Source organism: Streptomyces sp. NPDC093510, assembly GCF_040683555.1.
Taxonomy (GTDB): Bacteria; Actinomycetota; Actinomycetes; order Streptomycetales; family Streptomycetaceae; genus Streptomyces.
In genome coordinates, this window is record NZ_JBFBEE010000003.1 from 93,401 (window position 1) to 111,698 (window position 18,298).

The following is an 18,298-nucleotide window of genomic DNA, read 5'->3' on the forward strand; positions in this document are numbered from 1 at the left end:
TCGGCTCACGCTCCGTCGTGGCTGGTCGCGCAGTTCCCCGCGCCCCTGGGAGGCGCCCCTGCGGGGCCCTCCCCGCGGGGCGCGTCGGCCGGGTGGTGGCAGGCGGTGGAGTGTGCCGCTTCGCCCATGAGCTCCGGTGTCGTCGTACGGCACACCTCGCTCGCCAGCGGACATCTTTCCGCGAACCTGCACCCCCGTGGGAAGTCCGCCGGGGAAGGGACCACGCCCTTGATCTGGGTGAGGCGCTGTGCCGCCGACTCCAGGGAGAGCACCGAGCCGAGCAGGCCGCGCGTGTAGTGGTGGGCGGGGGCCTCGACGAGGTCGGCGGTCACTCCCGTCTCCACGATCTGTCCGCCGTACATCACCACCACCCGGTCGGTGACGTCGGCGACGAGCGCCAGGTCGTGGGAGACGAGGATCAGCGCGAAGCCCAGCTCCTCGCGCAGCCGCAGCAGCAGCTGGATGATCTGCGCCTGCACAGTGACGTCCAGGGCGGTCGTCGGCTCGTCGGCGACGATCAGTTTCGGGTCGCGGGAGAGGGCCATCGCGATCAGGACGCGCTGGCGCTGGCCGCCGGACAGCTCGTGCGGGTAGCTGCGCAGGGTGCGTTCGGGGTCGAGGCCCACCATGTCGAGGAGTTGGTGCGCGGTGCGCCGGCCACCTCTTCGTACGACCTGTTTGAGCTGGGAGCGGACCGTCATCGCGGGGTTCAGGGACGACAGCGCGTCCTGGTAGATCATCGCCATGTCGTGGCCGAGGAGGCGGCGCCTGGCCCGCATGGGCAGGCCGGTCAGTTCCTGTCCGTCGAAGGTGACGCGGCCGCCGACCCGGGCGCCCTTCGGTTCCAGGCCCATGACCGTGAGCGCGGTCAGCGACTTGCCGCAGCCCGACTCGCCGACCAGGCCGAGGACTTCACCGGGGCGTACGTCGAAGCTGATGCCGTCGACGATGTCCACGCCCTCGTGGCGTTGCGGGAAGGAGAGGGTCAGGCCGGTCACGGCGAGGACCGGGTCGCCCGTCGGGAGGGGGCGGGCGCGGGCGCGCAGGCGGTGGGCCGCCTCGGTGAGGCCGGGGAGTTCAAGGACGTGGCGGCTGCCGGGTTCGGGGGCCTCCAGGCGGTCCTGTGCGCGGGCCGCGCCCGCGACGTCGCGTCCGGAGGGCGCCGCCCACGCGTCCGACACGCCTTCGGAGAGGATGTTCAGGGCGAGGACGGTGATCAGCATCAGGAGTCCGGGGAAGACGGTCGCCCACCAGCCGCCGATCAGGACCATGTTCTTGCCGTCGGCGATGACGCTGCCCCAGGACGGGTCGGGCGGCCGCACCCCCGCGCCGATGAAGGAGAGCGACGCCTCGAAGACGATGGCCTCGGCGACCTGCACGGTGCAGAAGACCAGGACGGGCGCCGCGCAGTTCACGGCGACGTGGCGGATCAGGATGTGCGGGGTGCGGGCGCCGATGACGCGTTCGGCGACCACGTAGTCCTCCCCGTACTGGTCGAGGACGTTGGCGCGTACGACGCGGGCGACGGGCGGGGTGAACAGGAACGCGATGGCGCAGATGAGGACGGGGAGGCCGCCGCCGAACACCGCGACGAGCACGGCGGCGAGCGCGATCCCGGGGAACGCCATGACGACGTCGAGGCAGCGCATCAGCGTCTCGTCGACGGCCTTGCGGGAGGTCGCGGCGACCGCGCCGATGAGGGCGCCCGCGACGAGGGCGAGCAGGGTGGCGCCGAGCCCGATCGCGAGCGACCAGCGCGCCCCGTACATGAGCCTGCTGAGGATGTCGCGGCCCAGGCTGTCCTGGCCCATCCAGTGGTCGGCGGAGGGGTGTCCTGTGCCGTCGGTCTGGGGCTGCTGGTCGAGCGGGTCGTGCGGGGCGAGGAGCGGGGCGAAGGCCGCCACCAGGACGACGAGTCCGACGACGCCGACGGCGACGCGGGACAGGACGGGGAGTTTTCGCAGGGAGCGGAGCCGGATGCCGGGCACGGACAGCCGTTCGGCCAGTGCCTTGCGCGAGGTGAACATCAACTCGTCCCCCTAAGGCGCGGGTTGACAAGGAGGTGGAGGATGTCGATGACGAGGTTCACGACGACGAAGCCGACGGCGGTGGTGATGACGACGCCCTGGACGACGGCCGGGTCGCCGTTCTTCACGGCGTCGATCATCAGCTTCCCCATGCCGGGCAGCGAGAAGATCGTCTCGATGACGACGGCGCCGCCGAGCAGATAGCCGACGCGCAGGCCGAGGACGGTGAGCGGGTTGATGAGGGCGTTGCGCAGGACGTTGCGGCCGACGACGACCACCGGGGGCAGTCCGTTGCCGATGGCCGTGCGCACGTAGTCCTTGTCGAGCTCCTCGACGACGGCGGTGCGGATGATGCGGGTGAGGCCGGCCGCGACCGGCAGGGAGAGGGCGAGGGCGGGCAGCGTCATGGTCTTGAGCCAGCCGGTGAAGGAGTCGGCGGGGTTGATGTAGCCGCCGGTCGGGAACCAGCCGAGGTCCACGGCCAGGTACTGGATCATCAGCAGCGCCAGCCAGAAGCCGGGCGCAGCGACGCCGGTCAGGGAGATGACGCGGATCAGCTGGTCGGGCAGCCGGTCGCGGTGGATCGCGGCGGTGACGCCGAGGGTGAGGGAGAGGACGACCGCGATGCCGAGCCCGAGGAAGGTGAGCTGCACGGTGAGCGGCAGGGCGGTGGTGACCTGGTCGAGGACGGGGGAGCGGTTGAGGACGCTGATGCCCATGTCGCCCTGGAGCAGGTCGCCGACGAACGCGACGTAGCGGACGGGCAGCGGGTCGAGGAGCCCGTTCTCCTCACGGAACTCGTGCAGTTGCTCGGGTGTGGGGTTCGCGCCCTGGAAGAACGCGGACGCCGGGTCGACGTCCGAGAACCGCATCACGAGGAAGACGAAGAGCACGATGCCGAGCAGCAGCGGGACGAGCAGGGCGACGCGGCGGGCCAGGATTCTGAGGACTGCGGTCACGGCGTACGACTCCTCGACTCGGCCTCGGTCACACCCACTTGGCCTGGAGCAGGTTGATCCCGGGGTAGGGCTGGGCCTGGATGCCGGTGACCTTCTTCGGGTCCCAGGCCGTCATGAGTTCGTTGTGCACGACCGGGTAGAGCACGGCCTGTTCCGCGACGACGTCGATGTACTCCTGGATCATGGTCTTCTTCCGGCCGGCCTCGGGCTCGCGGGTGGCGGCGGCCATGTCCTTGAAGAGTTTGCGGGCGACGGCGGTGTCGGCCCACCGCGCATAGCCCATCCACAGGTTCTCGGGGCCGTAGTTGTAGTGCATGATCAGGTCGGCGTCGAGCCCGAACTGGTTGGGGTTCGAGGCGGCGGCGACGACCTGGAAGTCCTTCTTCTGGTCCAGTTTGGTGAAGACGGCGGTGGTCTCCTGCGGGTCGAGGGTGACCTCGACGCCGAGCTTCTCCCAGCCGTCCTGGATGGTCGGCAGGCAGTCCACGATCCAGCTGACGTTGACGGCCATGAGGTTGATCCGCAGCTTGCCGACGCCCGCCTCCTTCAGCAGCTTCCTGGCTTTCGCCAGGTCGTGTCCGTAGACCGTTTTGGCCGGCCGGTAGGAGGGGTTGGCCTCGTTGAGGAAGGACGTGGACGCCTTGCCGTGGCCCCTGAGGGCGGCCTCGATCATCTTGTCGCGGTCGATGGCGTAGTGCAGGGCCTGCCGGACGCGCACGTCGTCGAACGGTTTGTGCGCGGTGTTGAAGAGCAGGAAGAGGTTGTTCATCCCGGCGCCGCCCTCGACGGTCATCCCGCTCTTCTTGAGCTGTTCGATGTTGGCGTACGGGATGTTGTCGGCGAGCTCGGCGTCCGCGCTGCCCCCGGAGATCTTCGCGACGCGCGGCGCGGCGTCCACGATGGTCAGCCAGTTCATCTTCTTGAAGGCGGCCTTGCGCGGCCCGTTGTAGTCCTCGAAGGCCTCGAAGGTCGTGTTCGACTTCGGGTGGTGGGCGGTCTGCTTGTACGGGCCCGAACCCACCGCCTTCCCCTTCGTCGCGTCGTCCCACGCGCCCGGTTTGCCGAACACGTGCTTCGGCATGATCTTGGCGAGGGAGAGCCGGGCGGCACCGTCGGGGAAGGGGAACTTGAGGACCAGCTCGACGGAGGTCGCGTCGACCTTCCTGACCTCCTTCAACCAGCTCGCGAAGAAGCCCTTGGCGAGGGTCTGGGTCTTCGGGTCGAGGATGCGGTCGAAGACGAACACGACGTCGTCGGCGGTGACCGGCTTGCCGTCGTGCCACTTCGCGCCCGGCCGCAGGGTGAACTTCCACGTCGTCGCCTTGAGGTCGTTCGGGATCTCGGTGGCGAGCGCGGCGTACGGCTCACGGGTGATCGGATCGGCCCCGAGGAGCCCCTCGTAAATGTGTTCGTTGCCGGCCATCGCGAAGGCGGACGCGGTCTGCGTCGGGTCCCAGCTGCCGTCGTTCCCGTACCCGATGACGGCCGTGAGCGTCGAGTCGCCGCCCTGGCCGCCGCCCCCGGTCTCGTTGGTGGACTCGGGTCCCGAGGAACAGGCGGAGAGCGTGGTCGTGACGGCGGCGGCCGCGCTCAGCGCCCCCGAGTACTTGAGGAAGGCCCGGCGGTCCGGCAGGACGGCGCGGCGCGTGGTCGGAGAGGGCAGATCGGTCACTGTTTCTCCCTTGCCTGCCTAAGAGGTCCCACGTCCTACGTCATGGGTGGCGTGGCGACGATAAGAGCGGCGAGGGGGCCGGTCAAGGTCTCCGGCAAGGCGGCCCCGCGGCGTTGGGCAGGGCGGGTGACGCGGCCGGTGGTCAGGGGGTTCGGTGGTCAGGGGGTGCGGGGGCAGCCGTTGATGGTGGGGCCCAGCTCCCGGGCCAGGGTCAGCGCGAGGGCGCGGAAGATGCGCACCTCGGGGTTCTCCTCGTCCGCGCGCACCGCGAGATAGCTGCTCTCCCAGGGGGCGTCGAGGACCGGGACGAAGGTCGCGCCCGGCCAGGCGTAGTAGCGGGCGAAGGACTTCAGGCCCGAGCCCGCGGCCCGGCCGGTGACCACACCGGTGAGCACCTCCTGCGGGGTCACCGCGTAGTCCGAGCTGCGGTGCCGGGCCTCGTCGCCGAAGTAGAGGTAGTCGGTGAAGGTGCGCGGGGTGTGGCCGGGGACGCGGAAGAACGGCAGGCCCGCGATGTCCGCGACCGTCACCCCCGTCAGCCGGGCCTCCGCCAGCGGGGAGCGGGCCGGGACGACGACGATGCGCTGCTCCGTCGTCAGGACGTCGGCCGTCACCCGCTCGTCGTCGGGGCCCGGCCGCACGAAGGCCACGTCCACGCGGTCCTCCGTCAGCGCCGTCACATGCTCCGTGAAGTCCAACTGGCGTATCTCCACGCGGACGTCGGGGCGGGCGCGCCGGTAGGCGTTGATCGCGGCCGGGGTGAGCTCCGCCGAGCCGTGGCCCATGATGCCGACCCGCAGCGGGCGGCCCGCCGGGGCGGCACCCGGGCGGACGGCCTCGGCCATGTCGTCCAGGGCGGCGTTCGACGCGGCGAGCAGCACGCGCGCGTGTCCGGCCAGCCGCACCCCCGCCGGGGTGGGCGCCACCGGGTTCGCGCGCCGGTCGAGAAGGACCGTGCCCAGCTCCGTCTCCAGGCGGCGCACGTGCTGCGTGACGGCGGGCGGCGACAGGAAGAGCCGGGCCGCGGCCCGCCCGAAGTGCCCCTCTTCCACCACCGCGAGGAACGACGACAGAAGTCGCAGATCGAGCGGTGCGGAAGACATGCGTACCAGCGTAGACGCGGAGGTCAGCGGGGTGCGCGCCGTCTTCACGAATCGTGAACGCGGGTGGCGGCCGGGGGTGCGGCGCGCCTAGAACTGGGCGTCATGAGCATCACCACCCCCACGTCCGCGGGACCCGCTCCCGACCCTGTTCCCGGCTCTGTACCCGGCTCTGTACCCGACCCCGGGGCCGCGCCCGTCCCGCCCCGCAGGCACGGGGTGCGGGCCGCCTGGATCATGATGGCCTCCGGCTGGAGCGCCAACCAGTTCTCCGCGCTCCTCGGCGCCTACCGCTCCGAGCTCGGCCTCTCCGAGTCCGCCGTCACCGGCCTCTTCGCGCTGTACGTCATCGGGCTCGTTCCCGGGCTCCTGGTGGGCGGCCCCCTCGCCGACCGCGTCGGACGCCGCCCGGTCGCGCTGACGGCACTCGCGCTGAACCTGGTCTCGACGGGGGTGCTGATGCTGGGGGCAGGGGCCACGGGGTGGCTGTGGCCGGGGCGGTTCGTGACGGGATTCAGCGCGGGGGCGCTGCTCGCGGCGGGCAGCGCGTGGATCAAGGAGCTGTCGTCGGCTCCGCATGTCCCCGCCGGAAGCGGGACGGCCTCGACTGCGTCGCGGCGGGCGGGCCTGTTCGTCTCGGCCGGCTTCGCCTCGGGCGGCCTCGTGGCGGCGCTGATCGCCCGGTGGGCACCGGCGCCGATGATCACGGCGTACATCCCGCACGCGCTGCTTGCGGTGGGGGCGGGCCTGCTGGCGCTGAAGTCCCCCGAGACGGTGACGCCTCCCGCCGGGGGCGGCGGCCGGGCCGACTCCGCCGCGCCCATGGTGCCGGGCGCGGGTGGGCGGGGCTCGGGTCACGGTGCGGGTGGGCGGGGCTTGGGCTGCGGTGCGGGTGAGCGGGGCTCGGGCTGCGGTGCGGGTGAGCTGGGCTTGGGGCACGGTGCGGGTGGGCGGGGTGCGGGTCGCGGTGGGAGTGAGCGGGGCTCGGGCTGCGGTGCGGGTGAGCGGGGCTCGGGCTGCGGTGCGGGTGAGCGGGGTGCGGACCACGGTGCGGGTGAGCTGGGCTCGGGCCGCGGTGCGGGTGAGCCGGGTGCGGGTCGCGGTGCGGGTGGGCGGGGTGCGGGTCGCGGTGTGGGTGGGGTCTTTCGGCGTCGGGTGCTGCCCGTGGCGCCCTGGGTCTTCGCCGCCCCCAGCGTGGGGTTCGTGACGCTGCCCGGCCTCGTGCACGGGGGCCTCGTCTACGCGGGTGTCGCCACCGCCGTCGTGCCCGGCTCGGGCCTGCTCGTGCAGCCCCTCGCCCGCCGCGTGGCGCCCCGGCACCGGCTCGCGACCGCCGTCGCCGGGCTGCTCACGGTCACCGTCGGCTTCGGCGCGGCCGCGTTCGCCGCCTCGCTCGGCGCCGGGGGCGGCGGCCGCGCCCTCGCCCTCGCCGCCGCCGCGATCCTCGGCGCGGGCTACGGCTTCGTGCTGACGTACGCCCTCACCGAGGTCACCGCCATGGCCCCGCCCCACCGGCTGGCCCGCCTCACCGCGTACTTCTGGACGGCGGCGTACGTCGGGATGCTCGCGCCGTACGCCGTCACGCTCCTGTCCGGCGTGGTGCGCCCACCGGCCCTCCTCACCGGGGCCGCCGCCCTCGCGGCCCTCTCCTGCGCGCTGCTGGTCACCCTCCACGCCCGGGAGAAGGAGTAGCGGGTCTCGCGGTGCGGTCGCCCGCGTCGCCGCTCCGCGCCGGTTTGTATCCTCGGCACGCTCACCCATGAAGAGCACCGAAGATCACCGAAGCGGCACCTGCGAGAGGCAACACCATGACCACCGAGCTGAGCCCCGACGCCCCGGCCCCCGACGCCCAGGCCCTCGCCGGGCTGCTCGAGCGGGCGCGGCGGGACTACGACGATCTCGCCGGGCGCGGGCTCTCCCTCGACCTGACGCGGGGCAAGCCCGCGCCGGAGCAGCTCGACCTCGCCGAGGACCTGCTGAGCCTGCCCGGCGGACGGCACACCGCCGCCGACGGCACCGACGTACGCAACTACGGCGGGCTCCAGGGCCTGCCCGAGCTGCGGGAGATCTTCGCCGGGCTGCTCCAGGTCCCCGCCGGGCAGCTGCTCGCGCTCGGCAACTCCAGCCTGGAGCTGATGCACGACTGCATCGTGCACGCCCTCCTCGGCGTGCTGCCCGGCGCGGAGTCCCGCTGGGTCGACCAGGAGCGCATCGCGTTCCTCTGCCCCGTGCCCGGCTACGACCGGCACTTCGCGCTCTGCGAGCGGTTCGGCATCGACATGATCCCCGTGCCGATGACCGCCGAAGGCCCCGACATGGACGAGGTCGAGCGGCTCGCCGCGGAGAACCCGGCGGTCAAGGGCATCTGGTGCGTGCCCAAGTACAGCAACCCCGACGGTGTCGTCTACAGCGACGAGACCGTGGCCCGCCTCGCCGCGATGCCCACCGCCGCCCCCGACTTCCGCATCTTCTGGGACAACGCGTACGCCGCCCACCACCTCACCGACGAGCCCGCCGAGATCGCGGACCTGCTCGCCGCCTGCGCCGCGGCGGGGCACGAGGACCGGGCCTTCGTCTTCGGCTCCACCTCGAAGATCACCGCGGCGGGCGCGGGCGTCGCCTTCTTCGGCTCGTCGCCCGCCAACGTGAAGTGGCTGCTCGCCAACAACCAGAAGCGGTCGATCGGCCCTGACAAGGTCAACCAGCTGCGGCACGTGATGTTCCTGAAGGACGCGGACGGCGTACGCGCCCACATGGAACGCCAGCGTGCCCTGCTGCAGCCCAAGTTCGAGACGGTCGCCCGGATCCTGGACGCCGAGCTCGGCTCCACGGGTCTCGCGACGTGGACGTCACCCAAGGGCGGCTACTTCGTGACCCTCGAAGTCCCGGACGGCTGCGCCAAGGAGGTCGTGCGCCGCGCCGCCGAAGCGGGGATCGTCCTGACCCCGGCCGGTGCGACGCACCCGTACGGGGACGACCCGCGCGACGCCGTCATCCGCGTCGCGCCCAGCTACCCGAACCTCGCGGAGCTGGAACAGGCGATCAAGGGCCTCACCACCTGCGTCCGCCTCGTCGGCTACGAGCAGCGGGTGGCTCGCTGAGGTCGGCGGTATCTGCGCGGGTCCGTTGTGGCTGGTCGCGCAGTTCCCCGCGCCCCTGGAACCGTTCCCGGGCCCCGTTCCAGGAACGGTCCCAGCAGTCCCGGCACCGCACGTTCCGCGAACTCCAGGCCCTCCGCTTCGCCCACGTCGTACGCCGCGTACGCCTGCGCGCCCGCGGCCGTCGTCGCGCTCAGGGTCACCAGGCCCGCCCGGCGCTGGAGCGCGGACTGCTTGACGGTCCAGCCGATCACCCCGCCGCGCCGCAGCGCCACCGTGGAGCGCCGCAGCGTCCCCGACCGCACGACGAGGTAGCCGCCGTCCAGCGCGTGCCCCAGGCTGCGGTACGCGTCGTGGGCGAGCGCCACCGCGACCGGCACCAGGACCACCGCGAAGCCCGCCCCCAGATACATCAGGACCGGCAGTTCCAGGAGAGCCCCGAGCAGCAGCAGGACGAGCGCGGGGGCCGTCGCCGCCGACACCGCCCAGCGGACGCGCCGCGCCCGTGCCGCCCGGGGGTGCGCGGTGAGCCGCGCGGCGGTGGGCGTCACCGGCTCCCGCAGGACGCGCGCCGCCACGTCGTCGGCGAGCCGGCGCGGCGCGGCGGGCAGCAGGGTGTTCGGGCCCGCGTGGTCCTCCTCGTCACGGCGGGACAGGCCCGTGGCGACCGCGTCCACGCGGGCCGCGCCCGACAGCCGCAGCCCGAGCGGCTCCACCACGTCGACCCCGCGCAGCCGCGCCTCCTCCAGGGAGATCGAGCGGGTCGTGAAAAGGCCGCGCCGCACCCGCAGCGTCCCGGAGGGCTCCCGGTCGAGGCGGTAGTTCCACCACATCCCGATCCACAGCCCGAGCGCCCCCACCGACCCGGCCGCAAGCCCCACCGCGACCAGCGCGAGCACCATGCCGGTCACGGACATCCCGCGGAACACGTCCCCCACCCACTCGATGACCTCTTCCTGCGCCCCGAACCACTCGCTGACCTGCATCACCGCGCCGCCCGCCGCGGCGGCGAGCGCGGACGTGATGAAGGACAGCGGGGCGTACCGGACCCAGCGGAGGTCGAGGGCGGCGATCGTGCCCTCCGCGTCCGGCGCGGCGTCCGGGGCGGCGCGGCTCAGCAGTTCGCGCCGCAGCCGCTCGCCCTCCGCCCTGCGCACGGGCCGCAGTTCGAGCGTGGCCTCCTGGGCGGAGCTCTGTTCGCCGGTGCCGATGCGGACCTCCACCAGGCCGAGGAGGCGCAGCAGCGGGTGGGCGACGAGGTCGACGGAACGTATCCGCTCCCGGTTCAGGGAGCGGTGCTTGGCGAAGAGGACGCCGCTGCGCAGCTCGGCCCGTTCGGGCCCGACGCGGTAGCGGCTGTGGCGCAGGCGGAGCGCGTCGAGGCCGACGCCGCTCGCGATGACCAGCAGGCCGAGGCCCACCGCCCAGGCCACCACGGGCCCCATGTCCACCCAGCCCTGGAAGCTGAGGGTGACCGGCAGCCCGATCGCGGTCACGACGCCGCCCGTCATCTGGGCGGTGACGAGCAGCGAACGCCGGTCGAGCGGCAGCCAGCCGGATTCCTGGGAGGTCTCCGCGAGTTCGCTCACGTCGCGTCCCCGGGCGTCGCCTGGGTGACAAGGGCCAGCCGCTCCGCCAGCTCGGCGGCGGTCGCGTGGTCGAGCCCCTTGACCTTCAGGGCGCCCTTGGCGGACGCCGTGGTGACCGTCACGGTCGTCAGCCCGAAGATGCGCTGGACGGGCCCGCGCATCGTGTCGACGGTCTGCAGCCGCGACATCGGCGCGATCCGGCCCTCCATCCAGAAGAACCCCGTCCGCACGTACACCGCGTCGTCGGTGACCTCCCAGCGGTGGACCTCGTACCACCACAGCGGCAGCAGCACCCCGGCGAGCACTCCCGGCACCGCGATGACCGCCGCGGGCAGCAGCAGCCAGAAGCGGGCCGGCGCGATGAGCGCGGCGAGCAGGCCGAGGACCGCCACGGGGGCGGCGACGGTCAGCAGCAGTTGCGTACGCCACCAGGCGACGGCGCGGCGGTCCAGGGAATGGCGCGGCGGCCGCAGCCGCACACCCGCCCTGTCGTCTCCTTGGTCAACAACCATGAGCCGAAAGGTACTTGTTCCGCACCGGTCGGGGTGGTGACACAGGCTCTCAGTGCTGCTGCGGCTTCTGCGGTGTCGCCTCGCTCGGCCGCACGATCACGTGCCCCTCGCCCTCCAGCTTCAGCTGCACGGCCTCGCCCGAGCCGCCGCGGATCATCGAGCCGATGGACTGCGAACGGTGCAGGGACGTGCTGAGGTTGGCGGTCCAGCCGACCACCGCGTCCGTGTCGACGTACACGGGCTGCTGCGGCGACACGGGGATGACCAGCGGATTGCCCTCGCAGATCAGGCCGAGACGGCCCGCGCCGGTGAAGACGCTGTTGAACAGGCCCCCGCCGGTCATGCCCGCGCCCTTCACCGTCTTGATCTCGTACGAGAGCGACGCGTCGAAGCAGAGGACGTTGCGGCCGTTGACCGTGAGGACGTCGCCGGGCTCGATGTCGACGACGAAGCAGTTCTGCGCCTCGTGCGCGAACCACGCCTCGCCCTGGCCGCGCACGGCCATCACCGGCAGTCCCTCGCCGGTCATGGCGCGCTTGAGCATGCCGCCGACGCCCTGGCTCTTGCGCTCGAACTGCAGGTCACCGCGGTAGGCGATCATCGCGCCCTGCCGGGCGAACATCTCGCCGTTCACCGCGTACTTGATGGATTTGGCGTTCTGGAGCGTCATGCCGGGGGCGTGGGCCGGCTGGGCCATGTGGTCACTGGAGAACAGGTCACTCTTCATGCCCACATCTTGGGCTATGCCTTGTGTGCGCGAAAGCGCATGGGCGCCCCGCTCGCAGCGGGACGCCCACCCCTCAGTGACTCACGCGCTCAGGCCCGTGCGGGCTCCCCGACGAAATACAGGTAGCCGAAGGAGGCGATCGCGAACTCGGCCGCCGCGATGAGCTTGCGCACCGTACTGTTCTTCTCCCGCTCCGGGAGCTCTTTCAACTCCGCGACGAATCGCTTGAGTTGAATCTCGTTGAACATGGTGTCGCCGTGGCGGTTCACGGCACGCAGGATGCTGCCCTCCGGTGCCGACTCGCACAGGGCCAGGAACGTCTCCTTGTGGTCTTCGTGGGTCTTGGCCATCCGGCCGTGCACTTGGTCTTCCACGTAGATGACGAGGGGCATGCGGTACGTCTTCCTCCAGACTTTCTTCCGGCTGTCTTTCGGGGTCAGTCCCCGGAGATGAACAAGTAGCCGCGCAGAGTCGCCGCCCGCCGCGCCATCTCGGCCACCCGCCGGGTCGTGTCCGTCCTGAGCTCCTCGGGGAGCTGGTTCAGCTCCTCTGCGAGCTGCGGCAGTTGCAGCTCGTTGAACATGGTGTCGCCGACGGAGAAGACGCCGCTCATGACGCTGCCGTCCGGTGCCGCGTGGCAGGCCGAGAGGAAGCTTTCGTCGATGTCGTCCCCCAGTTTCTCGGAGACCCGCTCGTGCGACCGGTTCTGCACATGGATTTCCATCCGCGATACCCACTCCTCGCTAAACGGCCGGCTTCTCGATCGGGTACATCGTGCGGACAGCTCCGTACTCGTCCTGCGAGACCAGAAGCCATGACGTCGGCTTCTTGCCGGTCATCTCGGAGGTCCGGCCGATCAAGGTGCCTGCATCGACGTAACGCTCGTAGTGTCCCTCGTGGTTCGGACCGACGGGCTTGGACCTGTAGGACATCTCAACGAGCTCGTCGAGGTCGACATCCGCGTCGAAAACGCCCTTCTTCCACGTGACGTTCGCTCCTCCCTCGACATGCTTGCCCCGTACGTAGTCCTCTCCGTAGTTGTCCAGCATGGGGGGTACCAGGCACTCGTCGCCCGCACTGCGCGACACGGCCGCACCGCGGACACCGCGGCCACCGCAGGCCTTCAGCGCCTCCCTGGCCCGCTTCCCGATGCCGGCGATCACGTCGGACGAGAGGCCGGACGCCTTGACGGCCTTCCAGGCGCCGGACGTCTTGCCGCCCGCCTTGAGTGCCTGGTCGAGTGAGCCGATGGCCCGGACGGCGTCTTCGATCTTCTTGCCGGGGATGAAGTTGGAGGCTGCCCAGGCGCATCCGCTGACACTGCCGTGGTAGCAGTCGACGAAGTCCTGGACGAGGATGTCCCAGGCGAGCCTGGCGATCACCTTGACGATGTCCTGGGCGATCTCCAGCTTGGTGAAGTAGCGGGTGACGTCCTTCTTCAGGCCCTTGAAGGTCTGCGAGGCGAGATAGACCGTGTCGCGCTTCGGACAGCTGGACTCGGACGCGGCGACATCGGGGTTGGCGCAGAGGTAGAAGTCGACGTCGGCGTCGAAGGTGAGGGTGAACGTCACCGTGCAGCCGGAGAGGCCGATATCGAGGACGCAGTCGTTCTTCGGCTTCGGGTCACCGGTGAGTCTGACGCCGTCGACGACGTAGAAGGTGCCGCCGATTCCCGTGCCCGCTCCGACGGACACCTGCTTGTTGGCTTCCGCCCGCTCGGCCCGGTCCGCGGCGTCCTGCGCGTCGTCGGCGTACTTCTTCGCGTCCTTGGCGTGCTGCTCGGCCTCGGTCGCCGCCTCGTCGGCACGATCGGCCGCGGCCCGTGCGTCCTTCGCGTCCTGTTCGGCGGCGTCCGCCGCGTCCCTGGCCGCTTGTGCGTCGAGGGCGGCTTCGTCGGCGGAGTCGCGGGCGTCCTTGGCATAGCCTTCGGCCCGGCCCGCCGCCTTGTCGGCCGCCTCGGCGTCCGCGGTGGCCTGCCTGCCGTACTCGACCGTGCGGGCCAGGGACTGCGCGGCCTTCGTGGCTGCCTTGGCGGCGGCTGCCGAGTAGCCGAGGGCTTCCTTGGCGTAGCCGCGCGCGGTGGCCGCGTAGCCGGCGGCGTTGGCGGCGTGCTGGTAGGCCGCCTTCGTGTCGTCCTGCGCCTTGTCGGCGATGACCTTGGCGGCCTGGGCCTCCTCATCGGCGTTCTTGGCGTGGGCGTCGGCGACGGCCTGCTGCTGTTCGGCGATCGTCTTCGAGCCCTGCCCCGTCAGCACCACCAGGGAAGCGGCGCTGTCGGTGTCCCTGTAGGGCGAGCCGATCTGGATCGCGTCGTTGGCCGGCTGCGCCACCTGCACGGCGGCGTTTCCGGCGTCGACGGCGGCCCCGGCGGTGACGTGCGCGTACCCGGCGGCCTTCACCGATGCGGCGAGGGCCTTGGCGGACTCTTTGCTCGCCTCGTCCGCGTGGGATTTGGCGGTCTTGGCGAGCTGCTCGGCCTTGTCGGCCTCCTTCACGGCCTGGTCGGCCTCGTAGGCGGCGTCCTTGGCCGCCTGGATGGCGTCGGCGGCGGAGCTGGTGGCCTTCCTGACGGCCGCGTCGGCCTTGAGCTTCGCCGCTTGCGCGTCGTCCGCGTGCGCGCGGGCCCTCTTGGCCGCGGCCTCGGAGCGGGTGGCCGCGGCGTCCGCCTCGGCCGCCGCACGGGTGGCGGCATCGGCCTCGGAGCGGGCCTTCTTCGCCGCGGTCTCCGCCTCGGTGGCGTGCTTGTCCGCCTTGTCGGCCGCCGCGCGGGCGTCGTCGGCCGCGTCTCCCGCGTCCATTGACTGGGCGTGGGCCTGTTTGGCATCCGCCTTGGCGCGGGCGCTGTCGGCCTTCTGCTCGGCGTCCCACGCGTCGTCGCGCAGGTCGCGCGCCTTGTCGCTGGACTTCTTGGCGTCGTCCCTCTTCGACTCGGCGGTGGCCTCGGCGCCTTCGGCGTCCTCCTTGGCCTTCTTCGCCGTGGCCGCGTGGCCCTGCGCCTTGGTCTTGTGCTCCTTGGCCTCGGCCTGTTTGGCCGCGGCGGTCTCCTTCTCCGCCTTGGCCGTCTTCTCCTCGGCCTCGGCGGCGAGCCGCTTGGCGTGCGCGTCGGCCGCGGCGGCCTTCGCCTCCCCTTCGGCCTTCTCGGTCTCGGCGAGCTTGGCCTCGGCGGTCTCCTTGTCCTCCTTGGCGTTGTCCCGGTGGACCTTCGCCGCGTCCCGGGCGGCCTTGGCCTGGAGCTCCGCGATATGTGCGGCTTCCCTGCGGAACTCCGTCTTCGTCTGCGCCGTCTGGGCCAGCGCGCGCTGTGCGATGGTCTGGCTGTCGCCGCCCGAGGCACGGGTGGCGGCTTCGGCGGTCTCGCCGGCCTTGACCATGGCGTCGAGCGCGGCGACCGCTCCGTGGGTGACCTGGGCCTTCTGCTGACCGACGAGGAGACCGCGGCCGCGCGGGGCGCCGGCTGCGTCCGCGACCCGGTAGGCGGCCTGTTCGGCGGTGTCGGAACCGGCCGCGGCCTTCTTCGCCTTGGCGGCCTGCGCCTTGAGGACCTCGAGTTGCAGCTTGGCCTGGCTGCGCGCCTTCGCCATGCCCGCGGTGGCCTGGGTGAACTGGGCCTTCGGCGGCACGTCTCCCGTGTGACCGGACGGCTTGATGTCGAACTGCTGCGGCCCTGAGCCGTTGCACGCGTACAACTGCGAGTTGTAGCCGTTGTCGTACTTGTGCAGGTCCAGGCATTTGCCCGTCCCGACGTTCTTCAGCGCCGTGGTGGCGCTCAGGTTGTACTCCCACGTCTGCGCCGGGCTGCTGTTGCACGTCCAGATCTGGATGAGCGTGCCGTTGGCCGCATTGTTGTTCTCGACGTCGAGGCACTTGCTGGAGTTGGCGTTCTGCAGGTGCAGTCCGGCATCGTCGCCGTAGACGAGCCACTTCTGCGCCGCGCTGCCGTTGCAGGTGTAGATCTGCACCGGGGTGCCGTTGGTTTTCCCGGAACCCTGCACGTCGAGGCACTTGCCCCGCGCGGCGTGCACCTCGATGACCGCCGGCTTGTCGCCGATCGTTCCCGCTCCTCCGGGGGACCAGTAGTCCTGCCAGCGGGCCAGGCGGTCAGCCGTCCACGAGTAGCCGATGAGCTTGCTGAGCGTCTTGGAGCCGTCGGTCAGCGCGTTCGTGGCGTCCTTGTTCGCGTTCAGGATCTGGTTGCGCTGGACCGCCTGGGAGGCGATCTCCTGCTGCCACTCCTTCGTCGCGGTGTCCGAGACCCCGCCGAGGACCTGGTTCGGGTCGATCGCGTCGCGCCACGCGCACGTGGCGAACCGGCTCTTCATGTCCTCGACCGCGATGCGGAACTCCGCTGTGCCCGGCTCCGGTGCCAGCCGGGGAAAGCCTCCGGAGGCCAGGAAGAGGCGGGCGTCGTCCGCGCCCATCGGCTGCAGCACCCCGCTGGTCAGGTGCCTGAACGCCTCCTGTTCGGCAAAAGCACGCGCACGCTCGTCCGGCGGCAGGCCGGGGTCCGGGTCCTGCTTGTAGAGCGGGGTGCCGAGATCCTTGACCGCCTTGGCGGTCGTCTTGTCGGCCGACGGGGTGGCGTCCTCGTAGAAGTCGTCGTCGTCCTTCCAGAACCGGTCACTGATCCACTTCGTCAGACCGGTCTGGGAGTCGAAGGACTCTCCGTCGTTCCCGGAGGTTCCCGGCGGCCAGTGGAAGCCGGTCTCGGTGAACCCCGCCGGTGTGGTGAGGCCTTCCAGGGGCTTCTCCCACGTCCCGCGGGCGGCGTCCAGGGCATCGCCCTGCTTGGCGTAGTCCTCCCGGTCGGTGGCGTACGCGGTCGCGAGCGGAGTGTCCTCCCAGTGTTCCCGGTCGGCCAGCGCGTGCAGCCGGTCGGGGTCCTGATCGAGGCCGCCCTGCGCGACGCCCGCCATGGCGGGCCCGCCGAGGCGCAGCACATCGGTCATCAGACACTGGTCCTGCCGCAGTTGCTCGGCTGCGGTGTCCTGGCTCCAGTCGTACGGCCTGTCGCCGGTGGCGGCCGCGCCCGCTCCGGCGAGCCGGTTCAGCAGATCCGGGTGGACGGCGAGCGTGAGCAGCACGGCCACGGTGGTGAGGAGCAGGATCGTCCGGGCGACGAACCCGGACCTTCCCGGTCTTGGTAGCAGGAGACCTGGCGACCTGGAGCGCACGAGTGCGTCCCCCCGTCATGAGGAACGCGGCCGGGAGCCACCCGTGAGGTGGTCCCGGCGTCGGTTGTCGCTGGTTCCCTCCCGCAGCGGTACTGGCCCCCGGCCGCTGAGTGAAAGTTTCGTGACGGAACAGTGGAGGTCCGTCAGCACGGCGATCACCGTAGGGACGGGCCATACGGGGGGCAAGGGTCCGCTTTCGTACGGCTCGAAAGTGCCTAACGGGGGTTACGGGCGCAGGGGTACGTAACTCGCTTGTGTTGAAAGGGAGTTACCTGTGCGTTTCCTGTGAAGGAGGAAAGCGGCCTCCGCTCCAGAACGACTGAAATCCAAGATCGGTTCCGGACGAGGCCCGTTGGCCGATGTCCACTGGTGCGAATTGCACGTGCCGAAGCTGAGCGAGGCACCGACGGCTCGCCAGTGGCGCCAACGGCTGCGCATGCGTGCCGCGATGCCGTTCCTGGCCGAGGGTCTGCCCCTGGAGGCGGTGGCCCATCGCCGGCACGCTTCGGTCCCCACCGAAAGGTCACGCCCATATGGTCGTGGCATGACGACACTTCTTCGGTACGAGGAGTTCCGCGACCTGCACCGCGCCGGTGCGCCGCTGCTGCTGCCCAACGCCTGGGACCACGCGTCGGCCGCCGCTCTCGCCGCCGCCGGGTTCCGTGCGGTCGGGACGACCAGCCTGGGCGTGGCGGCCGCGGCGGGGCTGCCCGACGGGACAGGCGCCACCCGGGCGGAGACCGTCCGGCTGGCCCACGGCCTGGCCCGCCTCGACGCGCTGATCAGCGTCGACATCGAGGGCGGCTTCAGCGACCACCCCGCGGAAGTGGCCGCGCTGGCGACCGAGTTGGCGGACGCCGGGATCGTCGGCGTCAACATCGAGGACGGCCGCCCGGACGGCACGCTGCGGGACCTCTCCCACCAGTGCGACATCCTCCACGCCGTACGGGAGGCCGTGGGCGGCCGGCTCTTCGTCAACGCCCGCACGGACACGTACTGGTTGCCGGGTGCGGGGAAGGCCCCGGAGACCGGGCGGCGACTTGGCGCCTACCGCCGGGCCGGCGCGGACGGGGTGTTCGTGCCCGGCCTGCGCGACCTGAGCGTCATCTCCGAGCTGACCTCGGGCCTCGAAGACACCCCGCTCAACACCCTCCACGCCCCTGAGGGCCCCTCCCTGCCGGAACTCGCCGAGGCGGGCGTACGCCGGGTCAGCTGCGGCTCGCTGCTGTTCCGCGCGGCGCTGGGGGCGGCGGTGGCGGCGGCGCGGAACCTGTCGGTGAGCGGCGACGTCCCCTCGTACGCGGAGACGCAGGCGCTTTCCGGGGCCTTCGCCTTCGCCTGATGTCGCGCCGGTGGAGACCAGCGAACTGGCTGACGCGGAACGGCGGGTGGGGGAGGCGTTTCCTCTCCGGAGTCCGTCAGGGCCTGGGGCCACCTCCAGGG

The 18,298-nt window shown here is 71.5% G+C and carries 13 protein-coding genes; 3 read left to right on the forward strand and 10 right to left on the reverse strand.

Annotation, left to right across the window (positions count from 1 at the left end; genetic code table 11):
- Window positions 1-5: 5 nt before the first annotated feature.
- The 4 genes from AB0N81_RS05200 to AB0N81_RS05215 all read right to left on the reverse strand — a co-directional run bounded on the left by AB0N81_RS05200 (window position 6) and on the right by AB0N81_RS05215 (window position 5,761).
- On the reverse strand, window positions 6-2,027 hold the full coding sequence (locus AB0N81_RS05200) for a dipeptide/oligopeptide/nickel ABC transporter permease/ATP-binding protein (protein ID WP_365355836.1): 2,022 nt from the start codon (window positions 2,025-2,027) through the stop codon (window positions 6-8).
- A complete protein-coding gene (locus AB0N81_RS05205; protein ID WP_365355838.1) occupies window positions 2,027-2,986 on the reverse strand; it encodes an ABC transporter permease in 960 nt (319 codons plus the stop codon). Before AB0N81_RS05205 ends, AB0N81_RS05200 begins: the two co-directional genes overlap by 1 nt.
- Before the next feature lie 28 nt (window positions 2,987-3,014).
- Window positions 3,015-4,658, reverse strand: a complete 1,644-nt coding sequence (locus AB0N81_RS05210; protein WP_365355841.1) for an ABC transporter substrate-binding protein — start codon at window positions 4,656-4,658, stop codon at window positions 3,015-3,017.
- A gap of 158 nt (window positions 4,659-4,816) precedes the next feature.
- Window positions 4,817-5,761 (reverse strand): LysR family transcriptional regulator, encoded by a 945-nt coding sequence (locus AB0N81_RS05215; RefSeq protein ID WP_365355843.1) that lies wholly within the window; start codon window positions 5,759-5,761, stop codon window positions 4,817-4,819.
- A gap of 102 nt (window positions 5,762-5,863) precedes the next feature.
- Here AB0N81_RS05215 and AB0N81_RS05220 point away from each other — a divergent pair, with 102 nt between their 5' ends.
- Window positions 5,864-7,450 (forward strand): MFS transporter, encoded by a 1,587-nt coding sequence (locus tag AB0N81_RS05220; RefSeq protein WP_365355845.1) that lies wholly within the window; start codon window positions 5,864-5,866, stop codon window positions 7,448-7,450.
- 116 nt (window positions 7,451-7,566) lie between these two features.
- Window positions 7,567-8,859, forward strand: coding sequence for an aminotransferase class I/II-fold pyridoxal phosphate-dependent enzyme (locus AB0N81_RS05225; protein ID WP_365355847.1), 1,293 nt, complete (start codon window positions 7,567-7,569; stop codon window positions 8,857-8,859).
- On the opposite strand, the gene AB0N81_RS05230 is transcribed toward AB0N81_RS05225, so the two are convergent.
- The 6 genes from AB0N81_RS05230 to AB0N81_RS05255 form a co-directional block, all read right to left on the reverse strand.
- Window positions 8,835-10,445 carry a PH domain-containing protein gene (locus tag AB0N81_RS05230; protein ID WP_365355849.1) on the reverse strand — a complete coding sequence of 537 codons (1,611 nt, stop codon included), beginning with the start codon at window positions 10,443-10,445 and terminating at the stop codon, window positions 8,835-8,837. The two genes, AB0N81_RS05225 and AB0N81_RS05230, sit on opposite strands and share 25 nt — an antisense overlap.
- Complete coding sequence (locus AB0N81_RS05235) at window positions 10,442-10,957, reverse strand: PH domain-containing protein (RefSeq protein WP_365355851.1); 516 nt, start codon at window positions 10,955-10,957, stop codon at window positions 10,442-10,444. The genes AB0N81_RS05230 and AB0N81_RS05235 overlap by 4 nt, the downstream gene beginning before the upstream one ends.
- A gap of 49 nt (window positions 10,958-11,006) precedes the next feature.
- Window positions 11,007-11,684, reverse strand: coding sequence for an AIM24 family protein (locus tag AB0N81_RS05240; protein WP_365355853.1), 678 nt, complete (start codon window positions 11,682-11,684; stop codon window positions 11,007-11,009).
- Between the two features lie 89 nt (window positions 11,685-11,773).
- Window positions 11,774-12,076, reverse strand: a complete 303-nt coding sequence (locus tag AB0N81_RS05245) for a hypothetical protein (protein ID WP_365355854.1) — start codon at window positions 12,074-12,076, stop codon at window positions 11,774-11,776.
- Between the two features lie 44 nt (window positions 12,077-12,120).
- Window positions 12,121-12,408, reverse strand: a complete 288-nt coding sequence (locus tag AB0N81_RS05250) for a hypothetical protein (protein ID WP_365355856.1) — start codon at window positions 12,406-12,408, stop codon at window positions 12,121-12,123.
- A gap of 19 nt (window positions 12,409-12,427) precedes the next feature.
- Window positions 12,428-16,630 (reverse strand): ricin-type beta-trefoil lectin domain protein, encoded by a 4,203-nt coding sequence (locus AB0N81_RS05255; RefSeq protein ID WP_365356364.1) that lies wholly within the window; start codon window positions 16,628-16,630, stop codon window positions 12,428-12,430.
- Window positions 16,631-17,399: 769 nt separating this feature from the next.
- Here AB0N81_RS05255 and AB0N81_RS05260 point away from each other — a divergent pair.
- Entirely contained in the window at window positions 17,400-18,197 is a 798-nt protein-coding gene (locus tag AB0N81_RS05260; protein ID WP_365355858.1) for an isocitrate lyase/phosphoenolpyruvate mutase family protein, read from the forward strand.
- Window positions 18,198-18,298: the final 101 nt, after the last annotated feature.

What these genes read in the sequence shown, in the direction of transcription:
- AB0N81_RS05250 (WP_365355856.1), bottom strand. Translation starts at nt 12,408, where the DNA reads ATGGAAATCCATGTGCAGAACCGGTCGCACGAGCGGGTCTCCGAGAAA.
- AB0N81_RS05260 (WP_365355858.1), top strand. Translation starts at nt 17,400, where the DNA reads ATGACGACACTTCTTCGGTACGAGGAGTTCCGCGACCTGCACCGCGCC.
- AB0N81_RS05255 (WP_365356364.1), bottom strand. Translation starts at nt 16,630, where the DNA reads ATGACCGATGTGCTGCGCCTCGGCGGGCCCGCCATGGCGGGCGTCGCG.
- AB0N81_RS05200 (WP_365355836.1), bottom strand. Translation starts at nt 2,027, where the DNA reads ATGTTCACCTCGCGCAAGGCACTGGCCGAACGGCTGTCCGTGCCCGGC.
- AB0N81_RS05245 (WP_365355854.1), bottom strand. Translation starts at nt 12,076, where the DNA reads ATGCCCCTCGTCATCTACGTGGAAGACCAAGTGCACGGCCGGATGGCC.
- AB0N81_RS05220 (WP_365355845.1), top strand. Translation starts at nt 5,864, where the DNA reads ATGAGCATCACCACCCCCACGTCCGCGGGACCCGCTCCCGACCCTGTT.
- AB0N81_RS05240 (WP_365355853.1), bottom strand. Translation starts at nt 11,684, where the DNA reads ATGAAGAGTGACCTGTTCTCCAGTGACCACATGGCCCAGCCGGCCCAC.
- AB0N81_RS05235 (WP_365355851.1), bottom strand. Translation starts at nt 10,957, where the DNA reads ATGGTTGTTGACCAAGGAGACGACAGGGCGGGTGTGCGGCTGCGGCCG.
- AB0N81_RS05215 (WP_365355843.1), bottom strand. Translation starts at nt 5,761, where the DNA reads ATGTCTTCCGCACCGCTCGATCTGCGACTTCTGTCGTCGTTCCTCGCG.
- AB0N81_RS05225 (WP_365355847.1), top strand. Translation starts at nt 7,567, where the DNA reads ATGACCACCGAGCTGAGCCCCGACGCCCCGGCCCCCGACGCCCAGGCC.